At 48.7% G+C, this 16,732-nt stretch carries 12 protein-coding genes and 2 pseudogenes; 8 read left to right on the forward strand and 6 right to left on the reverse strand.

Going from position 1 to position 16,732, the window contains the following annotated elements; translation table 11 throughout:
• The 5 genes and pseudogenes from FS806_RS21940 to FS806_RS21960 form a co-directional block, all read right to left on the reverse strand.
• A pseudogene (locus FS806_RS21940) lies at positions 1-312 on the reverse strand (helix-turn-helix domain-containing protein); the annotation flags it as partial.
• A pseudogene (locus FS806_RS27240) lies at positions 272-387 on the reverse strand (IS607 family transposase); the annotation flags it as partial. The pseudogenes FS806_RS21940 and FS806_RS27240, both read right to left, overlap by 41 nt.
• A 198-nt stretch (positions 388-585) precedes the next feature.
• Entirely contained in the window at positions 586-726 is a 141-nt protein-coding gene (locus tag FS806_RS27140; protein ID WP_144941002.1) for a MerR family transcriptional regulator, read from the reverse strand.
• Between the two features lie 209 nt (positions 727-935).
• Positions 936-1,868, reverse strand: a complete 933-nt coding sequence (locus FS806_RS21955; protein ID WP_186328484.1) for an AEC family transporter — start codon at positions 1,866-1,868, stop codon at positions 936-938.
• Positions 1,869-1,933: 65 nt separating this feature from the next.
• On the reverse strand, positions 1,934-3,133 hold the full coding sequence (locus tag FS806_RS21960) for a hypothetical protein (protein ID WP_144940949.1): 1,200 nt from the start codon (positions 3,131-3,133) through the stop codon (positions 1,934-1,936).
• A gap of 364 nt (positions 3,134-3,497) precedes the next feature.
• Here FS806_RS21960 and FS806_RS21965 point away from each other — a divergent pair, with 364 nt between their 5' ends.
• The 4 genes from FS806_RS21965 to FS806_RS21980 all read left to right on the forward strand — a co-directional run bounded on the left by FS806_RS21965 (position 3,498) and on the right by FS806_RS21980 (position 7,187).
• Positions 3,498-3,806 carry a putative signal transducing protein gene (locus FS806_RS21965; RefSeq protein ID WP_144940952.1) on the forward strand — a complete coding sequence of 103 codons (309 nt, stop codon included), beginning with the start codon at positions 3,498-3,500 and terminating at the stop codon, positions 3,804-3,806.
• A 330-nt stretch (positions 3,807-4,136) separates the two neighbouring features.
• Positions 4,137-5,303 carry an HD-GYP domain-containing protein gene (locus FS806_RS21970; RefSeq protein WP_144940955.1) on the forward strand — a complete coding sequence of 389 codons (1,167 nt, stop codon included), beginning with the start codon at positions 4,137-4,139 and terminating at the stop codon, positions 5,301-5,303.
• A gap of 206 nt (positions 5,304-5,509) precedes the next feature.
• Positions 5,510-6,697, forward strand: coding sequence for a hypothetical protein (locus FS806_RS21975; RefSeq protein WP_144940958.1), 1,188 nt, complete (start codon positions 5,510-5,512; stop codon positions 6,695-6,697).
• A 76-nt stretch (positions 6,698-6,773) separates the two neighbouring features.
• Positions 6,774-7,187 (forward strand): hypothetical protein, encoded by a 414-nt coding sequence (locus FS806_RS21980; protein ID WP_144940960.1) that lies wholly within the window; start codon positions 6,774-6,776, stop codon positions 7,185-7,187.
• Positions 7,188-7,363: 176 nt separating this feature from the next.
• On the opposite strand, the gene FS806_RS21985 is transcribed toward FS806_RS21980, so the two are convergent.
• Positions 7,364-7,585: a DUF378 domain-containing protein gene (locus tag FS806_RS21985; RefSeq protein ID WP_144940963.1), complete on the reverse strand. Its 222-nt coding sequence runs from the start codon at positions 7,583-7,585 to the stop codon at positions 7,364-7,366.
• Positions 7,586-8,076: 491 nt separating this feature from the next.
• Between FS806_RS21985 and FS806_RS21990 the strand changes: the two genes are divergently transcribed.
• The 4 genes from FS806_RS21990 to FS806_RS22005 all read left to right on the forward strand — a co-directional run bounded on the left by FS806_RS21990 (position 8,077) and on the right by FS806_RS22005 (position 16,627).
• Entirely contained in the window at positions 8,077-9,843 is a 1,767-nt protein-coding gene (locus tag FS806_RS21990) for an ABC transporter ATP-binding protein (protein ID WP_144940966.1), read from the forward strand.
• Positions 9,833-11,935, forward strand: a complete 2,103-nt coding sequence (locus tag FS806_RS21995; RefSeq protein WP_144940970.1) for an ABC transporter ATP-binding protein — start codon at positions 9,833-9,835, stop codon at positions 11,933-11,935. Before FS806_RS21990 ends, FS806_RS21995 begins: the two co-directional genes overlap by 11 nt.
• 317 nt (positions 11,936-12,252) lie before the next feature.
• Positions 12,253-13,335, forward strand: coding sequence for a glycoside hydrolase family 172 protein (locus FS806_RS22000; RefSeq protein ID WP_144940973.1), 1,083 nt, complete (start codon positions 12,253-12,255; stop codon positions 13,333-13,335).
• Between the two features lie 631 nt (positions 13,336-13,966).
• Entirely contained in the window at positions 13,967-16,627 is a 2,661-nt protein-coding gene (locus tag FS806_RS22005; protein ID WP_144940976.1) for a DUF4855 domain-containing protein, read from the forward strand.
• Positions 16,628-16,732 lie beyond the last annotated feature (105 nt).

The following is a 16,732-nucleotide window of genomic DNA, read 5'->3' on the forward strand; positions in this document are numbered from 1 at the left end:
TCTGCTTTTGAACTTCGGTTTCCCGGATTGTCCTTTGAACATCTTCTTGTAGGCATCACATGCGTCTTTGACGGCTTATTTCGTTGTCTGGGCAGATATATCGTTCAGCCACGCATATTCTTCCGTCTGCTTCAGCTTCGTCAATTCTTTTCGCAGCTCCCCACCAGGAATAAACTTGCCGCCATTCCGATAGTTTTCTTCCTGACGAGCCAGCGTCCAATTGTATACCCACCTAGCCGCCCCGGCCGAACGCCATAACGCTTGTTCCTGATCAGGAGTCGGTTTGATTCTGACTTTTTTCGCAAGAATCATCTTCCATCAACTCCTTGAGCATCTTTCTCGCTTTGTTCGCTCGTTCCCTTGCAATTGACAACTAAATACGGTGACGCTGTATCCGCTGGCGCTGACATGATGGGGTTTTAGCTTTCCTTTTTTAAAATATAAGAAAGTATAAGTTTTCATCTATACCTGTTCTTACCACATTAGAAAGTTTAAGTTCATTAAAGCATTAAAATGGGACAAACTTTCTAATTGGCATAAAAAGCTTCCTTTAAAACCGGGTTATTCGTCTTCGAAGAGGCTCCGTTAGGAGCTTTTTTTATATTTCATCGGTAAACGCGCACGTCCTAAGGACGGCGATAGCCGTTTATCCTTGTCCCATATCCTCAAAGTTTGCTGCGTAACGCCAATCAACTTCGAAAAGTCGCCAATTCCGTACAGCTTTATTACATCACCTCTATATCATTTGGTATAGAGTATACTAAAGGTTTATAGATATTGAGTAGCGTATGTTCCCTCCTCCAGCCGTTAACGGCAATCTATAATAACGTGATGCGTACATAATGGGAACGTACATTCCCCTTTCATGAAATTGTAGCATAGTTTTGTGCGAAACGGCAATGAAATAAAACCGGTAAACAATGCCAGCAGGCCGGTTAAACTGCCGAGATGATACTCAATACATAATAAACGAGGGGAAGGGTACCCAGAGACAGTAATGCGGTCAGGCAGACGGTCATCGAAGCGAAACGCTCGTCTCTGCCGTATTGCCGGGCATAGAGGGATATGGTCGGAGCGGAGGGCATGGCTGACAACAGGACAGCGGCTGCCAGCACTTCGGCCCGAATCGGCAGCACAACAGCGGGAATGAGAAGGAGGGGGACAATCAGCAAGCGGGCTGTGGCGGCGATAAGCAGGTCCTTGTTCCCGAAATACTCACGCATCTCTTTCAGAGACATGTTCGCGACCATACTGCCGACCAGCAGCATGGACAGGGGAGTTGTCGAGGAGCCTATCGTCCAAAGCATATCGTGGATGATTCCCGGGAGGTTAAACGGAAGCAGGAAAATAAGAACCCCTGCGGCTGTGGAAACAATTCCGGGATTCAGCAGAAATTGTTTTCGGTTTGATTGGGGAGGCCGTCCGGCCACCAGATAGATGGCGTAGGTCCAGATTAGCAGAAGGTAGGGAATATTAAAAACGGCGGCATAGATTACTCCATTATCGGGCAGAACAGTCAGGCAAACAGCCAGCCCCAGGAAGCCTTGATTTCCAAATATGACGGCCCCTTGAAAGACGCCGCTGCGTACAGGAAGCAATTTTCTCCAACGGGCTAATAGATAGGCCAGCCATGCCGCCGCTCCCAGGACTGAACAAGAAAGCAGCAGCAGCCAGCCAAAATCCCCGAATAGTTCTGCCGAATATGGCAAGTCCAAAGAAACGATGATCAGGGAAGGGAGGGTGATCTGAAGCAGCAGCCGGACCACTGCCAGATCGACAGAATCGTTGATGATTCCCTTCCGTTTGGCGGCATAGCCTACAGCCGCAATTAAGTAAAGCATGGCCAATGACTCCCAGAACCCGCTCATACTCCCGACCTCCCGATGCTCCAGCATATGTCGGGGGCGGCTGGCAGGTGTCTGGTGCAGCCGGTTTATTCATTCCGGTCGGTCGTTTCTTCCGCGGCTTCTTCCTCCTGCCCATCATTGTTGTCCATGTCTTCGGATTCGGGGGCTTCCTTAAGGAGAAGAGCTTTAAGCAGCCATTCCTGCTTCAACTCGGCCCCTCCCTGTAAGGCGGGGAGAGGGGAAGTCCACGGCTCGTCCCAATTGCTCGAGAAAGCTTTCAGAATATGGAGCAGAGCCGCTCCCCATTCGTCTATCTCGTTAATAATCGGGGCAACCCGAGGATAGTAGTGAAGATAGGTTTCCCTCATGATCGATTCCGCAGCGGCCACAATATTAGGGTTCATTTGAGCTTCAATCTTCTGCCTCTGCTCCTTGGTGAGCTCTCTCGTTTCCGCGGCTCCCCCCTCCTGGGTTTCGATAAGGCCGTGATTTTCACCCCACCATAGAATAACCCATTCGATCAGAGACTCATAAGGCTTGGGCAGGTTCAAGTCTAATTTGGGCTCCGGCTTCTGGAGATTAACGACGAAGGAATCGCCGAATTTGATCAATTTGACATTTCCGGTCGTACCGTGCCAATGAAGGGCGATCAAGGCCCGGGTCTTCGTTTTGTTAGAGGCTGCTTCACTGCGGCATACCCGTCTCAGCATCTTCTCGGCCCGCAAACCTGGAAAGTAGGTTAGCATACGGACGCCCAATTCCATAGACTTGGGCTGATTCATCAACGGTTCTATCAGGTCGTAAATCTCATCCGGTTTCTTCTCCATGATCCAGTCCAAATAAATTTTATGGTCCGCGATCTCGGCTACGGTAGGGGGCTTGGGCTGCTCTTCCTTCGTACCCCTGGATTCATTCTTGGCGATCATTTCCTCCAGGTCGGAGATCATATGCATAAGCATCTCGCGGTCCTTCTCTTCCGCCTTCTCGGAATAAAGCTGCAGCCATTCGGCCAGTGCATACGGATTATGCCTGTAGGCGCTGAGAGCGGAGCCAATCAGCTCCTTCACAAACGGCAGGTCCCGCTTGACGTATCGGGCCAACAAAACTTGCTGCTCGGCCGTTTCCTTCATAATTCCCAGTCCAAATATGAGACTCACCCATGATTGGTAATGTCCGGGATCAAGCAGTATCGTCCGGTAGAACAAATTAGATGCCGCACCCAGTGCACCGCGGCCTATATAGTCCACAGCCAGATTAAAATGAAAGCTGATCGGATTTTCTCCCATGATTAAATTCCCTCCATCAACGAATAAACTGTGCAAGTCTACTTTACCAGATGAACCTTAATAACAAAAGTAAAATAACCTCCCACCGTCGGAGACCGTCACCCAAATAACAGAAACGGATGCTCTTCGGATCTGCAAATCTCACACTCCGAACAGGGGCAAGAAGATATAAAAACAAGCGGCCGCTGCGACCTATCCGATGTCGTACAGGAGCCTTTGGCACACGTTACCCCAATTTTGGATCATGACAGTAACGGAATTTGCGAAAATTTTACAAAAATATGAATGGGCAATGTGTTTCGCTGCATATGATTTGGGGTAACTTCTTATTGGAAGTATAACTCCTATAAAGGCGGTGTTAAAAATGACGTGGTTATGGATACTGCTAATTGTGGCCATTATCGCTGTAGTCATTTGGAAATCGCGGACCGGATGGACAACGGTATTTGTTGGAACCGGTGCACAGATGGAGGATGCGGAGTACAAGTACAATTTGCTCAAGGAACAAGGAATACGCTGCAAACTGAGATCAACGGATCCGCAAGGAGCCGCAGTCGGGATGGCCGGACCGGCAGGGCCGTCAAGTCAGGGACAGTATAAAATATTAGTCCACCCGGACGATGTGGAGAAGGCAAGGGAGCTGCTGCAGCGCAAAGCCGGCGCCATTGTCTGATGATTTCCACAAGAAACAAGTGTGCCCGCATTTCGTCCATTGGCCGGAATGCGGGCATCTCTATGAAATTCCCAGTTTTACTAATGAAAGCGAATTATTTCGGTAAAATGGTAGATTTATTTAAAAAAATAGTATAAAATAGCAAAAAAATCAAGTTTTTAGAACAGGACATTGGCATGATCCGACAAACTCGGACATGTTCAAGAGCTTTTCGCTAGAAAAACATGGATTTCTCTATAGCTGATAGAAGGAAATAGTCATTCTGTGACGAAATATGTTAGGAAGGACATGCGGCAGTGACTAATCCTTTGCTATTGAGGTAATTAACTTATGCGAAAAGGTCTTTTACATGACACACTCAACCATCAAGAACGTCAAACGGTCAAGCTGTTTCTGTTCTTATTTTATTTAATCAATATTTCTTATGATGCTTCCTATTATTATCTTCTTCCTATGATTATTAAAGACCCGAAATTCGGATTTGAGAATTATTGGGTCGGATTTGGAGATTATTTCGTCCAGATTGTTCTTCTTGTGATCGCCATTTATCTGCTGCGGCGGAATGAACCGGAGAAGATCAAGTACATATTTTTTATTGCTTACATGTTAAGTGCAGTGATTGGCGAAATCATTATTTTCTCAGACTCTGAAGCAGAGTATACCAGCGGCAATGTCGTAGAGCTCTTTCTGGTCTTGTTCTCTCCAGTATTCATCAACAAGACCTTCTGTTGGGTTGTTTCGGTCGGCACGATTATGAAATATCTTGTCGTCGGGGTAATCCTTGGAAATCCTGAAGTTCTGCTTCCCATTCTGTTGGTTGTCTGTTTAACGGTCATTGCGTTCATTCTGCTCAACCGCTTCGAAGGGTACGTTCAAGCGATCAGGCAATCTTACAATAACCAGTTGGAAGAGATCGTCAAAGGAATTATAGCTGCACTGGAATTGAAGGATCCCTATACCCGAGGACATAGCGAACGGGTTGCCCAGTACGCCAACCTGTTTGCACGCAAGATGGAAATTTTCAGCGAGGAAGAGCTGAAGAGTTATTATTATGCTTGCTTGCTGCACGATGTCGGCAAGGTACATATACGCGATGATATCTTGATGAAGCCGTCCAATCTGACGAATGAGGAATACGAGATTATTAAGAAACATCCCATTGTTGGAGCAGAGGCTGTCAAGAATATAGAGGGCTTGCAGGAGAGTATTGACGTCATCCGGTATCATCACGAGAGATGGGATGGCAAGGGATACCCCGATCGTCTCAAAGGCGAAGAGATTCCGCTGCTGGCACGCATTGCTTCGATTGCGGACGCATTCGACGCGATGACAACCGACCGCTCATATCGGCCGGCCTTATCCTTGGATATGGCTTATCAGAGAATATTGCAAGGTAAAGGCTCTCAATTCGATCCGGGACTTATCGATATATTCGTTGAGGTTTATCCTTCGTGGGCGTCTCATTACTACGCCCAGACGAAGATGAACATAAAGTAAGCCTTCTTATGTATAGGCTTCCAATAGGAACCATTTCGAGGAGGTGAAGCAAAGTGAAAATCCGTAAGCTTTCCAGAATCAAGTTGACTTGTTGGTGGTGCGGTTGGAGAAGATAAGGGATCATTGTGAAAAAGGATGCTTCTGTTGCAGCGGCATCCTTTTTCTAATTCATAGAGGATAAGGTTTCAGGGGAAAGGAGCGGGAGCATGGAGCTGACTCCGGATAGCCGGATGAAACTACGGGCGATCACCATTCATGAAAAACGCAAAAATTATATCGTGGAGGAGCCGGAAAGCGGGGATTTCTACGAGATGCCCGTTGTCTGTGTAGAGGCTATACAACTATTGGGAGAAAATAGGGCGCTGGGAGACATAGAACAGCTGCTGCAGAGCAAATATCCTTCCGAGGAAGTGGATATGATCGCCTTTGCCAATCAGTTGCTGGAGCTCGGGCTGGTTCAAGAGGTGGATGGCCGGCAGATTGAATCAAGCCGCAGGATTGATGATACGGGTCAACGGTTAATGATTTCCGACAAGGTGGGGAAGCTTTTTTTTAACCCGTTCTCGCTTGCCCTATATGCTGTGCTGTTCGTTGCCGTTATCGCGATATTCGTGATTCGGCCCGATTTGTTCCCCCACTACAGAGATTTTTTCGTCAGTGATTGGATGCTGGTGAACTCCGTTGTATGGCTTGTCATGTCTTTACTGGTCGTGTTATTCCATGAACTGGGGCATTTTCTCGCGGTAAGGGCGGAAGGGCTGAGTTCCCGACTAGGAGTAGGGCATCGCTTGTTTCTCGTCGTCTTTGAAACCGACATGAATGCGGTTTGGAGGCTGCCTGCCCGCAGGAGATATGTCCCTTACTTGGGCGGGATATGCTTCGATACCGTGTTATTGTTTGCCGCTCTAATGGTTCGCCTGCTGTCGGGAGACAGCTTGCAATGGCTTTCTGCCGTCATGGGCACCGTGGCGTTCTACATTTTCATTACTATCGTATATCAGTGCCTGTTCTTCATGAAGACGGACTTGTATTATGTCATTGAGAATGCATTAGGCACCTATAATTTAATGGAGAACAGCCGCGCATGGCTAAGCCGTTACCTTCCTTTCCTGAAGGAGGACAAGTCGGTCGTTTACGGAGACGAGGAGAAGGTGGTGAAGGGCTATGCCTGCTTCTATGTTGCCGGATTAGCCGTTAGCCTTCTTCTGTTTGCCGTCTATTTTTTCCCGCAATTCATTTTTGCTTTTGCACTAAGCTTGCCCAAGTTGGGCGAACCGTTCACCAGCGCCGCATTTTGGGATGGAGTATTCTTCATGGCCGAGGCCGGCCTGATGGGCGGGCTGCTGCTCTTCTCCTGGATACGCAAGTACGCCCCTCTGCAGCGATCCGGTTAGAAACCGGTGAAATAGGGTATTACAAAGTATAGAAAAAATAAACAAATCATAATACCCTTGCAGAGGAGGATGAGCAATGGCCAGAAGAATCCAGGCGTATTTCAGAACAGAGGACGACGCGGAGAGTGCAAGAACGAAGCTGCAAACCTATTCCGTCTCCGAAATGGAAATCGGAGAGCTTCCGGAAGGGATGGAGAATAGTGCGCGATTGCTTGCCCCATTCGCACTAGGCGCAGGAACGACAGACGGCACGGTTATGGGGTCGGGAGCCGGAGTATCCGGTGCTGATCGAGGGATTGGCGCGGCCATCGTCTGGAAGGAATTGGGCCGGAATAACGAGATAGATTCAACTGCGGAAGCTAACGGCACAGATGAAAATTCCTTGAAAGGCTTCAAATATGTCCTCTCCTGTCAGGCGGCGGAGGAGGATTATGATGAGGTTATCGATGTGATTCGGCGAAATGAGGGCGCTGTAGAGATAATGGAGTAAGAGTGCCTATCTGCCGGAGTGAGTACGTATATCCGTAGAGCCATTGTCCGGCAGAGAAGAAGGAATGACGTCAGCGAAGAAGGCATCCGGGGATGCCTTCTTTTTGCGTATAAGTTTCACCTTATCGGTAAACGCGACTCTCCAAAGGCGGCGATAGCCGTTTATCCTTGGAGGGATTATTCAGCTGTTTCCGTACGATGATCATCGGCAACTTTATTAAACAGTGTAAATGCATAGATCGCTGCAATCCCTACAATCACGTAAATGATTCTGGATAAGACGCTATCCATGCCGCCGAAGATTCCCCCAACCAGGTCCCATTGGAAAAGTCCGAAAAGCAGCCAGTTCAACCCTCCGACGATCAGCAAAATTAAGGACAATATATTTAATGTTCTCATGGTCAGACCTCCATTTCATTGATATGTCCGGAAATAGTTAGATGGATCTATACTTATATTGGTAATGATTTTGTTTTTTTATACATGAAAGGAAATTTAATGAACTTTGGTAAAAAACAGTTATACTCAAATATTCCGGCTTAATTAGCGGGCAGGTATGCTAGAATAATAAATCTCTCTGTAGGGAGCATTTCAATTTTGAAACGCAAATATAACTATAAGATCAAGAGGATGCCTGAATTCGATGTCCGAAGGCATAAGTTTATTGCGTGCTGAATAACTTCAAATTCTATTGGCGATAAAAACATCCTTTAAACGCGGTCGCTCATCCATGAAATACTCCAATAAGTTTTTCTCATACGCTAGATTAAAGGAACATATGTTTGTTATAATGAAATTCTAACAGACTTTTTTATGCAAAAGGCCCGGAATCAGGGTTGTTTGGGACTCCGGGGAAATTCGCCTGTCTATTTATGATATGAGGTGAGGGAATGTCGTTCGTTATTAAATTGCAATGGTTTTTTAAGCAGCAATGGATGAAGTATGTGACGGCTATCTCTTTAATGGCTTTAATCAGCCTGGGAAGTATGATTCCGCCTAGACTGGTCGGCCAGCTGATTGACTCGATCCGTGTCTCGTCATTAACCCGCGAGGGGCTCGTCACCATGGTCGGCCTACTGCTGGGGCTGGCCGTTATTACCTATGTGGTCAATTATATTTGGATGACCACCTTGTTCGGCAATTCGATCCTGCTGGAGAAGACGATGCGCAGCCGATTGATGAGGCATTGGACACGAATGACCCCATCCTTCTTCCAGCGCAACCGGACGGGAGATTTGATGGCGCTGGCAACGAACGATGTCTTGGCCGTCAGCCAAACAGCGGGCTTCGGTGTCCTTACTCTGGTTAATACCGTTGTGGGAATAACGGTAGTCCTGGGAACGATGATCCTTTTTACCAGCTATAAGCTTATGCTGGCAGCACTTATTCCGATGCCGTTCCTGGCGTTTGCGATCAGTCGGCTGGGAAAGGCTATGAGGAAGCGGTTTCTTGCCTCACAGGAAGCTTTCGGAAGGATGAACGATCAAGCGCTTGAATCGATTTCGGGTATGAGGGTTATCCGTTCCTATGTGCAGGAGACGCATGATGCCGCCTCCTTCCACCAGGTTACGACAGACGTTATGAACAAGAACCGCAAGGTCGCTTTCATTGGCGCCATGTTCCAGCCGGTCATTTCGACCATTGTCGGGATCAGCTATTCGATTGGGATCGGTTATGGCTCTTATCTTGTTTTTCACGGAGAGTTGTCACTGGGGCAGCTGGTGACGTTCAATATTTATTTGGGGCAGCTTGTCTGGCCGATGATTGCGTTCGGTGAGTTCATTAACATTCTTCAGCGCGGCAACGCTTCCGTAGACCGTCTGGAAGCCTCCCTCGGGCAGAAAGCCGATGTCCGCGAACCGGATCAGCCGCTTGAAGTTGCGCAGCCTCTCGGTTTGGAGATTCGGGGTCTGACCTTTCGTTATCCGGACTCGAATGCCGACAGCCTGAAAGGGATATCCCTTCGGGTGGAACGGGGAGCGACGCTGGGTGTGGTAGGCCGCACAGGAAGCGGCAAGAGCACCTTGCTGAAGCAGCTGCTTCGCCTTTATCCCGTGGAGCCGCATAAGGTATTCATCTCGGGGGTGCCCATAGAACAAATATCGATAGAGCGGATTCGCAGCTGGATCGGTTATGTGCCGCAAGAGCATATGCTGCTTTCCAAGACGATAGCGGAAAATATTGCGTTGGGCAAGACGGAGGCGACGGAGGAGGAAATTCGTAGAGCTGTTGAGATGGCCTCATTCGCGGGCGATGTGGAACAGATGAAGGACGGGCTCCAAACCATTGTAGGAGAGAACGGGGTTATGCTCTCAGGAGGGCAAAAGCAGCGGTTGGCGATTGCCAGGGCACTGCTTGTGAATCCGGAAATTCTGCTCTTGGATGATTCCTTGTCGGCTGTCGACGCCAGGACGGAAAGCGCTATTCTTAACAATCTGCGCAGGGAAAGAGCAGGCAAAACGACCTGGATCTCTACCCACCGCCTATCGGCTGTCAGCCATGCCAATTGGATTATCGTCCTGGAGGAAGGCCGTATTGTGGAGGAAGGAACACATGAACAGCTCATGAATCTGGGGGGCTGGTATAGACAGCAGTACGACAAGCAGCAGTTGGAAGCCAGTTTGATGGGGGAAGGGAGAGAGGCAGATGGCGAATAAACCGAAGCCGGCTTTGGCCAGGCGGCTATTCCGGTATGCCCTTCTTTACAAGAAAACCATTCTGTTCGCTCTATTGATTCTGTTTGCGGCCACGGCGGCGCAATTAGCAGGGCCCTACATTGCCAAGGTTATAATCGACCAGCACATTCAGGGAATTGAGAAGCCTTGGTATGCGGCAGATCCCGCCACGGTTCCGGAAGGAGTCCAGGCTGTCCAATACCAGGATCGTTCCTTCGTGCGGAGCGATTGGCTTGAGAACGGACAAGAAATTCCGCAGCAATGGGAGAAAGCCAGCATATCGGCCATAGGGGCTTCCTTCTATCTCATTGTCGGGGACATTCCGCCGGGTGCCGCGTGGAGTCCGGTATCCGATGATCGCGTCGAGGTGGTTAGCGACGGTCAGACACAGTCTTATCCCGCCGCGAAGCTAACGAAGGAGGAAATTATACAATTCTACAGCTACGACTTCAAACCGGTTCTATGGCTGATCGGTCTGTATGTTATCCTGCTGCTGGCTTCGAGCGGCTTTACCTTTATCCAGTCCTATCTGCTGCAATCGGCCGCTCTTGGCATTATCCAAAAAATGCGCACTGATGTCATGAATCATATCCAGCGGATTCCTATTCGTTATTTTGATAATACTCCTATCGGTGCCGTTGTATCTCGGATAGCCAACGACACGGAAGCTATTAAGGAATTGTTCATGAGCTTCATGGCAACGTTCGTTGTCAGCGGCGTCAATATGATCGGAATTATTGTGGCTCTCTTCATTCTAGATATGAAGCTCGCTCTGCTTACGCTGCTGCTTATCCCGGTCTTTGTCGTCATCATGGTTGTTCATCTGCGCTTCTCCAAGATTTACGTAACGATCATGCGGGCGCGGTTAAGCGATATGAACGCCAAGCTGAACGAATCGATTCATGTGATGCCGATCATTCAGGCCTTTCGCCGGGAGAAGAAGACCATTGAAGAGTTTGAGGTACTGAATGAGGACCGCTACGTCAATCAGAAGAAGCAGTTCCGGGTATTCTCCTTGTCGTCCAGAAATGCCGTCAGCCTGATCATCGGTTTGGTTACAGCCGGAGTGATCTGGAAGTTTGGAGGCGATTCGCTGCAGGCAGCCATTTCATTCGGGGTGCTGTATGCCTTCATCGATTACTTGAGCCGCTTCGCCCAGCCGATTATCGGTATCTTCGATCAATTGCTCAACGCCCAACGCGCCTTCGTCTCCGCCGAACGGGTATTTCACCTGATGGACCAGCCGGCCGAGAATGAAATTGTAGAAACGAGCAAAGAGACCGTCAAGAGGCCGGAAGGACATGTGGAGTTTGATCGCGTGTCCTTCGCATACACCGGAGAGGAATATGTGCTCAAAGAGATTTCGTTCGAAGCGAAGAAAGGCGAGACGGTCGCTCTAGTCGGACATACCGGCTCGGGTAAGAGCTCGATCATGAACCTTCTGCTCGGTTTCTACGAGGTGAATTCGGGGTCGATTCGGATTGACGGCCGGGAAATTAGCGAGTACTCGAAGCAGGAATTGCGTAAGCATATGGGAATTGTGCTGCAGGACCCGTTCTTGTTCACCGGCGATATTAAATTCAATGTGAGCTTATATGACTCTTCGATCGGGCCGGAGCAGGTGAAGCAGGCTCTAAAGGATGTCGGGGCGGCCCCCTTCATCGAGCAGCTTCCGCAAGCCTATGACACACCTGTTGTAGAGCGGGGAAGCACTTTGTCGGCCGGCCAGCGGCAGTTGATCTCGTTCGCGCGGGCTCTCGCTTATAATCCGGCTATCCTCATTCTGGATGAGGCCACCGCAAGCATTGACAGCGAAACGGAAGGGCTGATTCAGCAAGCGCTCAAGGTATTGAGCGAAGGAAGAACGACCTTCATCATCGCTCATCGGTTGTCTACGATCAAGGATGCCGATCAGATACTGGTCCTGCACCGCGGAGAAATAGTCGAACGCGGTACACACGACGAACTGATGAGTAAGCAGGGGCGCTATTACCGAATGTATCAGCTGCAAACCGGCGAGACGGGAACGGCTCGCTCCGGCTCACTTACTTCCGTTCAAGCACAGGGAATTTAACGGCTTTATGGAATATGAAAGAGATCCTAATAGTCTTGCATAATAGATAATTTTTATGTTCGTCCAATTTGATCAAGCTCCTTTTACGCGCGCCCGCAAGGGCGCGTTTTTTTTCGTTGTAGACGAACTGCCCAAAACGGTTTGCGTGAAATACTTGTCGTGGCTTTCTCTGTCTGACGTAGGGGAGAGCTTTGTTTATGTTTGGAAATGTCCATAAGAGCAGAATCAGTTAACCATTTGCTAATTTAGGCTAAAGCCACTCCTTATTTTATCCATTACTATTTGAAGCATAACGATATGGATAGAGGAGGATTTTAATGCAGCCATTTAACGGTCTTGGAATGGGGATGGGCAATTTGTCGAGGTTATCGCCGGCGAAGACAAGATCCATCAGCGCGGAGAACTTTACCGGTGACAAAGGAAAGGGAGGTATGGCAACCGAGGGAACCGGAAAGGATTTTGCGCGGGATTTGGGCCAGGGGTGGAAAATTTCCCCGTCCGTACATATTCCGGCTAACACTACATTTACGGTGGCGGAGATCGAAGGGCCGGGCGCTATTCAGCATATTTGGATGACCAGCTTTCCGACGACCTGGAGAACGTGGATTCTTAGAATGTATTGGGACGGTGAAGATAAGCCTTCCGTGGAGGTTCCTCTTGGCGACTTCTTCTGCAATGGGTGGTGCGAGCGCAGCAACGTGATTTCGCTCCCGGTTGCCGTTAATCCGGCTGGAGGCTTCAATTGTTATTGGGAAATGCCATTTAAAAAGTCGGCCAAAATTACGATGGAGAACCGGTCGAATGAGACGGCGATTTTATTTTACCAAATTGACTATACACTGACCGAAGTGCCCGAGGATGCGGGATATTTCCATGCACAGTGGCGCCGGAGCAATCCGCTGCCGTACAAGGAAGTTCATACGCTGCTGGATGGCGTGCAGGGGCAGGGGCATTATGTAGGAACCTATTTGGCCTGGCAATCCAACAACAATGGCTGGTTCGGGGAGGGGGAAATCAAATTTTACTTGGATGGGGATGAAGAATACCCGACCATTTGTGGAACGGGAACGGAGGATTATTTCGGAGGTGCCTGGAACTGGGAGCAGCCGCAGGGGGAGTACGGCATTTACTCCACGCCGTTCCTTGGAATGCATCAGGTCATCAAGCCGGACGGCCTGTATCGCAGCCAGCAGCGATTCGGCATGTACCGCTGGCATGTGCTCGATCCTATCCGGTTTGAGCAGGATTTGCGGGTAACTATACAGGCGCTGGGCTGGCGCTCCGAAGGAAGATATCTTCCGCTTAAGGATGATATTGCATCCACGGTATTTTGGTATCAGTCGAAACCATTTACGAACTTCCCACCTCTTCCGGGGAAAGACGAGCTGGAGGTCATTTAACCACATTAGAAAGTTTAAGTTCATTAAAGCTTTAAAATAGAACAACTTTCTAATTGGCATAAAAAGCTACCTTTAAAACCGGGTTATTCGTCTTCGAAGAGGCTTCGTTAGAAGCTTTTTTTACCACATTAGAAAGTTTAAGTTCATTAAAGCTTTAAAATAGAACAACTTTCTAATTGGCATAAAAAGCTACCTCTAATACCGGGTTATTCATCTTCGAAGAGTCTTCGTTAGGAGTTTTTTTAATTTCTTGGTGCTGAGACGCCATGAAAGTGAATTTAACATTGGAAGGGTGGGATGTGTGATCACGCCATCTTCCTACCCGAGCCGCAAGCGCGCCTGTCGGCGCGCCTTGCGAAACTGAAAGCTTAGCGCGAGTAAGTAGGAGGTTCACTTACGCGACCACTTGCCAAAAACTGAAAGTGAAACAAACGATTATGGATGGCACGCGTGTCTCATCCCGCACCTCCTTTTCTTAAGGTCGATTCTATCAATTGCCGGTTCCGCAGGCTTTTCTCCATTCAATTATGCCTTTTAGAGCCGGGAAGGACATGAACAACAAGGGAAGGAGGTGATCATTGACGTTTTCCCGTTTGCTTTGAAAGCGAATACAAAACAAGGAGGTTTTGCAATGCGAATAAAAAAAGGATGGTATTCTGCCGTAGTTTGTTGTTTGGCAATAGTGTTATGGTGGGGAGGCAATCTGCCGGCTTCCGCACAGGAGGGGCCGACTTCAGGACCGATTAACCTCGCTCACGGACGAATTCCCGAGGTGGTGAAACCCGACGCCAATATCATGTATCAAATGAACATCCCGGACTACGGTTCCCCGTTGAATGAATTGTACAAGCTGACGGACGAGATCCCCGCCAATAGGAATGACTGGGGAGATTCCACCTGGTTTAAATTTTACCGGGATTCCAAGCGGGAACTAATCTTTGACCTGGAGCAGCTCAGCACGATTAACGAGCTATCGATAGGCTTCGGGCAAAGAAGCGATGTCGGGATTGCTCCTCCGCTTAATGTCAGATATTATGCTTCCGGCGATGGGGAAAATTACGTCTTTCTGGGCAAGGCGGAAGCCGATGTTCCGCTGTACTTTGAGAATGTGAAGCCGGCCCCTGATAAAGATATTCATCTGAAAAAATACAAGCTTGATAAAGTAGGCACAGAGCCTATGAATATCCAGGCGAGATTTATTAAAATCACCTTCGTGGTCGATGTGAACTGTTGGGCTGACGAAGTCGAGATTTCGGGGTATGAGGGAATTGTGAACGGAGCTCACCCCCCCAAGGCTCAGCCCGATCCGGACAATCCTGAAGTGAACCGCTTTCCGGCTCCGGGATCACAGGAAACCGCCTATATGTCCGATCAATTTCTGTTCCCTACAGGGGCTTATAAAGATCCGGAAATTACTAATTGGACCAAAGAAAAGGTGCTCAGCGTCCTGGGATACCAGGATCTGAAGGGGAATTATACCGATTGGCTGTTCGATGATATTCTTTTTTCGACGGTGGCTGCGATCATCACGCCTTCCGGGTTTGATTCCAACGGCTTCGGCATCTTTGCAACTCAGGCCGATTACCGTTCATACTTGGATTTCGTTTTTCAGGAAGACACCCAGCTCGGAGCCATTAACAAGGCGGCCGGCGAATTAAACGCCCTTCTGGGCACGGATAAAAAAGTAAGAATAAACTTTGCCATTCCGAAATTGACAGCCAGCTCCGATTTTGGAGATCTATACGGAGACGGTCGTCAAGTCAGCCTTAAACCACAGGATTTTGCCGATCAGGTGAGCGATCCCGATAGCGAAGCAGGCAAGATGGAAATGGCGCGGCTCGCACTGGAGAACAAAAAAGCGGCCATTCGCTGGTATATTGACGAAGTCGAGAAAAGGTTTGCACAGGCAGGCTATAACAATCTGACCTTAAACAGCTATTACTGGGTCCCTGAAAAAATATTTGACATGGGAGATTTTGAAGTGATTAGGGGCACGGCAGATTACTTGAAGAGCAAAAATTACTTTTTCACATGGGTGCCCTATCTGCAGTCGCAATCCCCTTATCTGTGGAGAGAGCTTGGTTTCACGGCTGCATCCATTCAGCCCAACTATGCCTTTAACTTCTACAAAAAGGGAGTTCTGCCGGCCACGGCCGATATTGCCCGCAAGGTCGGCGCTTCCGTTGAGGTAGAATATAATGATTATCATACTCTGGCCCAATATTTGAACTATGGCATAACAGAAGGGCATATGAAAGACACGTTCAACGTATATTATTTGGCTACGACGCCGATCGTGGACGGGGCCAACGCCTATCTTCCGCTCCAACCGGACAAAGCGGCCGATGCGACATCGATCATTAAGCGGACCGTCTATGATCGAATCTATGAATATGTGAAGGATTCGTATGTTAGAAGGTTTACTATGACGCTTGCAGCAGATCTAAGCCAGCCGAATCGATTGTCGGTTGTGCCGAAGATCACGCTCGCCGATCATTTCACAGAGGGCCATTTTACCGTTATATTTGATCCGGATAAAGTCGATTTTCAATCGTATGAGCTTCCCGCTTCTCTTGTCGATAAAGCACAGGTCACTGTGACAACCGACGTTCCCGGAGAGGTGAGGGTGGCATTTAAAATGAATCGGCCGGAGGATGCGCTTTACAGCGATTTGGCCAAAAAACAAGATCCTGTCTCGAGTGCCATAGAGATGGCCAAGCTGTATTTCAGTGCCAAGGACGGAGTTCCCGGAGAAGAGATCAAACGCCGCAGCTTTATCATTGCCCGGGAAGGAAAAATGACCGATATCCATGGCGATGTCTATTTAAACTGGAGTGAAAGCGACATTCTCCCCGGCTCGCTGGAGGAGCAAATTGTTGAGGCCGCGGAGGCGGTTCGCAAGGCCGAGGCTTCCTTGACTCTCCACTCAGCCGTCGACGCTGTAGAGAAGGTCGGCAGGCTGCCGGATGGAGGCAGCAAAAACAGATTGAATGAACGCTTATGGAACGTTAAAGGGCAAATCGGCGTTGCCCCTGTTTCAAGGCTGCTGGATAGCTACGAGGCTTCCGGAGACATCCGCGAACCGCTGCTGCACAAGCTTCGCAACCGACTTGAGCAAGCGGAACATCATGACAGTAAAGGGCATGGGCCGCAGGCGGTCAAGTCGTTAAATGATTTGGTAAAACACCTGGATATGAATTCTAATCGCAATCAAGTCTCTTCTGATGCTAAAGAAACACTGGATACGGAGGTTCAACAATTGATCAGTCTCTGGTCCGGCTTGACTCCTTAACGTTTGTTATATCGATTACAAATAAAGGCTGGACTTACGACAATCGAGACTAGATACAACAAACGAAGATAGCTTGAACTGACATCAGAAACGTACTAGAAGAAT

This window comes from Paenibacillus sp. 32O-W (assembly GCF_007679495.1).
GTDB lineage: Bacteria > Bacillota > Bacilli > Paenibacillales > NBRC-103111 > Paenibacillus_L > Paenibacillus_L residui.

Coding starts and splice junctions, on each gene's coding strand:
- FS806_RS21955 (WP_186328484.1), bottom strand. CDS start 1,868: ATGAGCGGGTTCTGGGAGTCATTGGCCATGCTTTACTTAATTGCGGCT.
- FS806_RS21960 (WP_144940949.1), bottom strand. CDS start 3,133: ATGGGAGAAAATCCGATCAGCTTTCATTTTAATCTGGCTGTGGACTAT.
- FS806_RS21965 (WP_144940952.1), top strand. CDS start 3,498: ATGACGTGGTTATGGATACTGCTAATTGTGGCCATTATCGCTGTAGTC.
- FS806_RS21970 (WP_144940955.1), top strand. CDS start 4,137: ATGCGAAAAGGTCTTTTACATGACACACTCAACCATCAAGAACGTCAA.
- FS806_RS21975 (WP_144940958.1), top strand. CDS start 5,510: ATGGAGCTGACTCCGGATAGCCGGATGAAACTACGGGCGATCACCATT.
- FS806_RS21980 (WP_144940960.1), top strand. CDS start 6,774: ATGGCCAGAAGAATCCAGGCGTATTTCAGAACAGAGGACGACGCGGAG.
- FS806_RS21985 (WP_144940963.1), bottom strand. CDS start 7,585: ATGAGAACATTAAATATATTGTCCTTAATTTTGCTGATCGTCGGAGGG.
- FS806_RS21990 (WP_144940966.1), top strand. CDS start 8,077: ATGTCGTTCGTTATTAAATTGCAATGGTTTTTTAAGCAGCAATGGATG.
- FS806_RS21995 (WP_144940970.1), top strand. CDS start 9,833: ATGGCGAATAAACCGAAGCCGGCTTTGGCCAGGCGGCTATTCCGGTAT.
- FS806_RS22000 (WP_144940973.1), top strand. CDS start 12,253: ATGCAGCCATTTAACGGTCTTGGAATGGGGATGGGCAATTTGTCGAGG.
- FS806_RS22005 (WP_144940976.1), top strand. CDS start 13,967: ATGCGAATAAAAAAAGGATGGTATTCTGCCGTAGTTTGTTGTTTGGCA.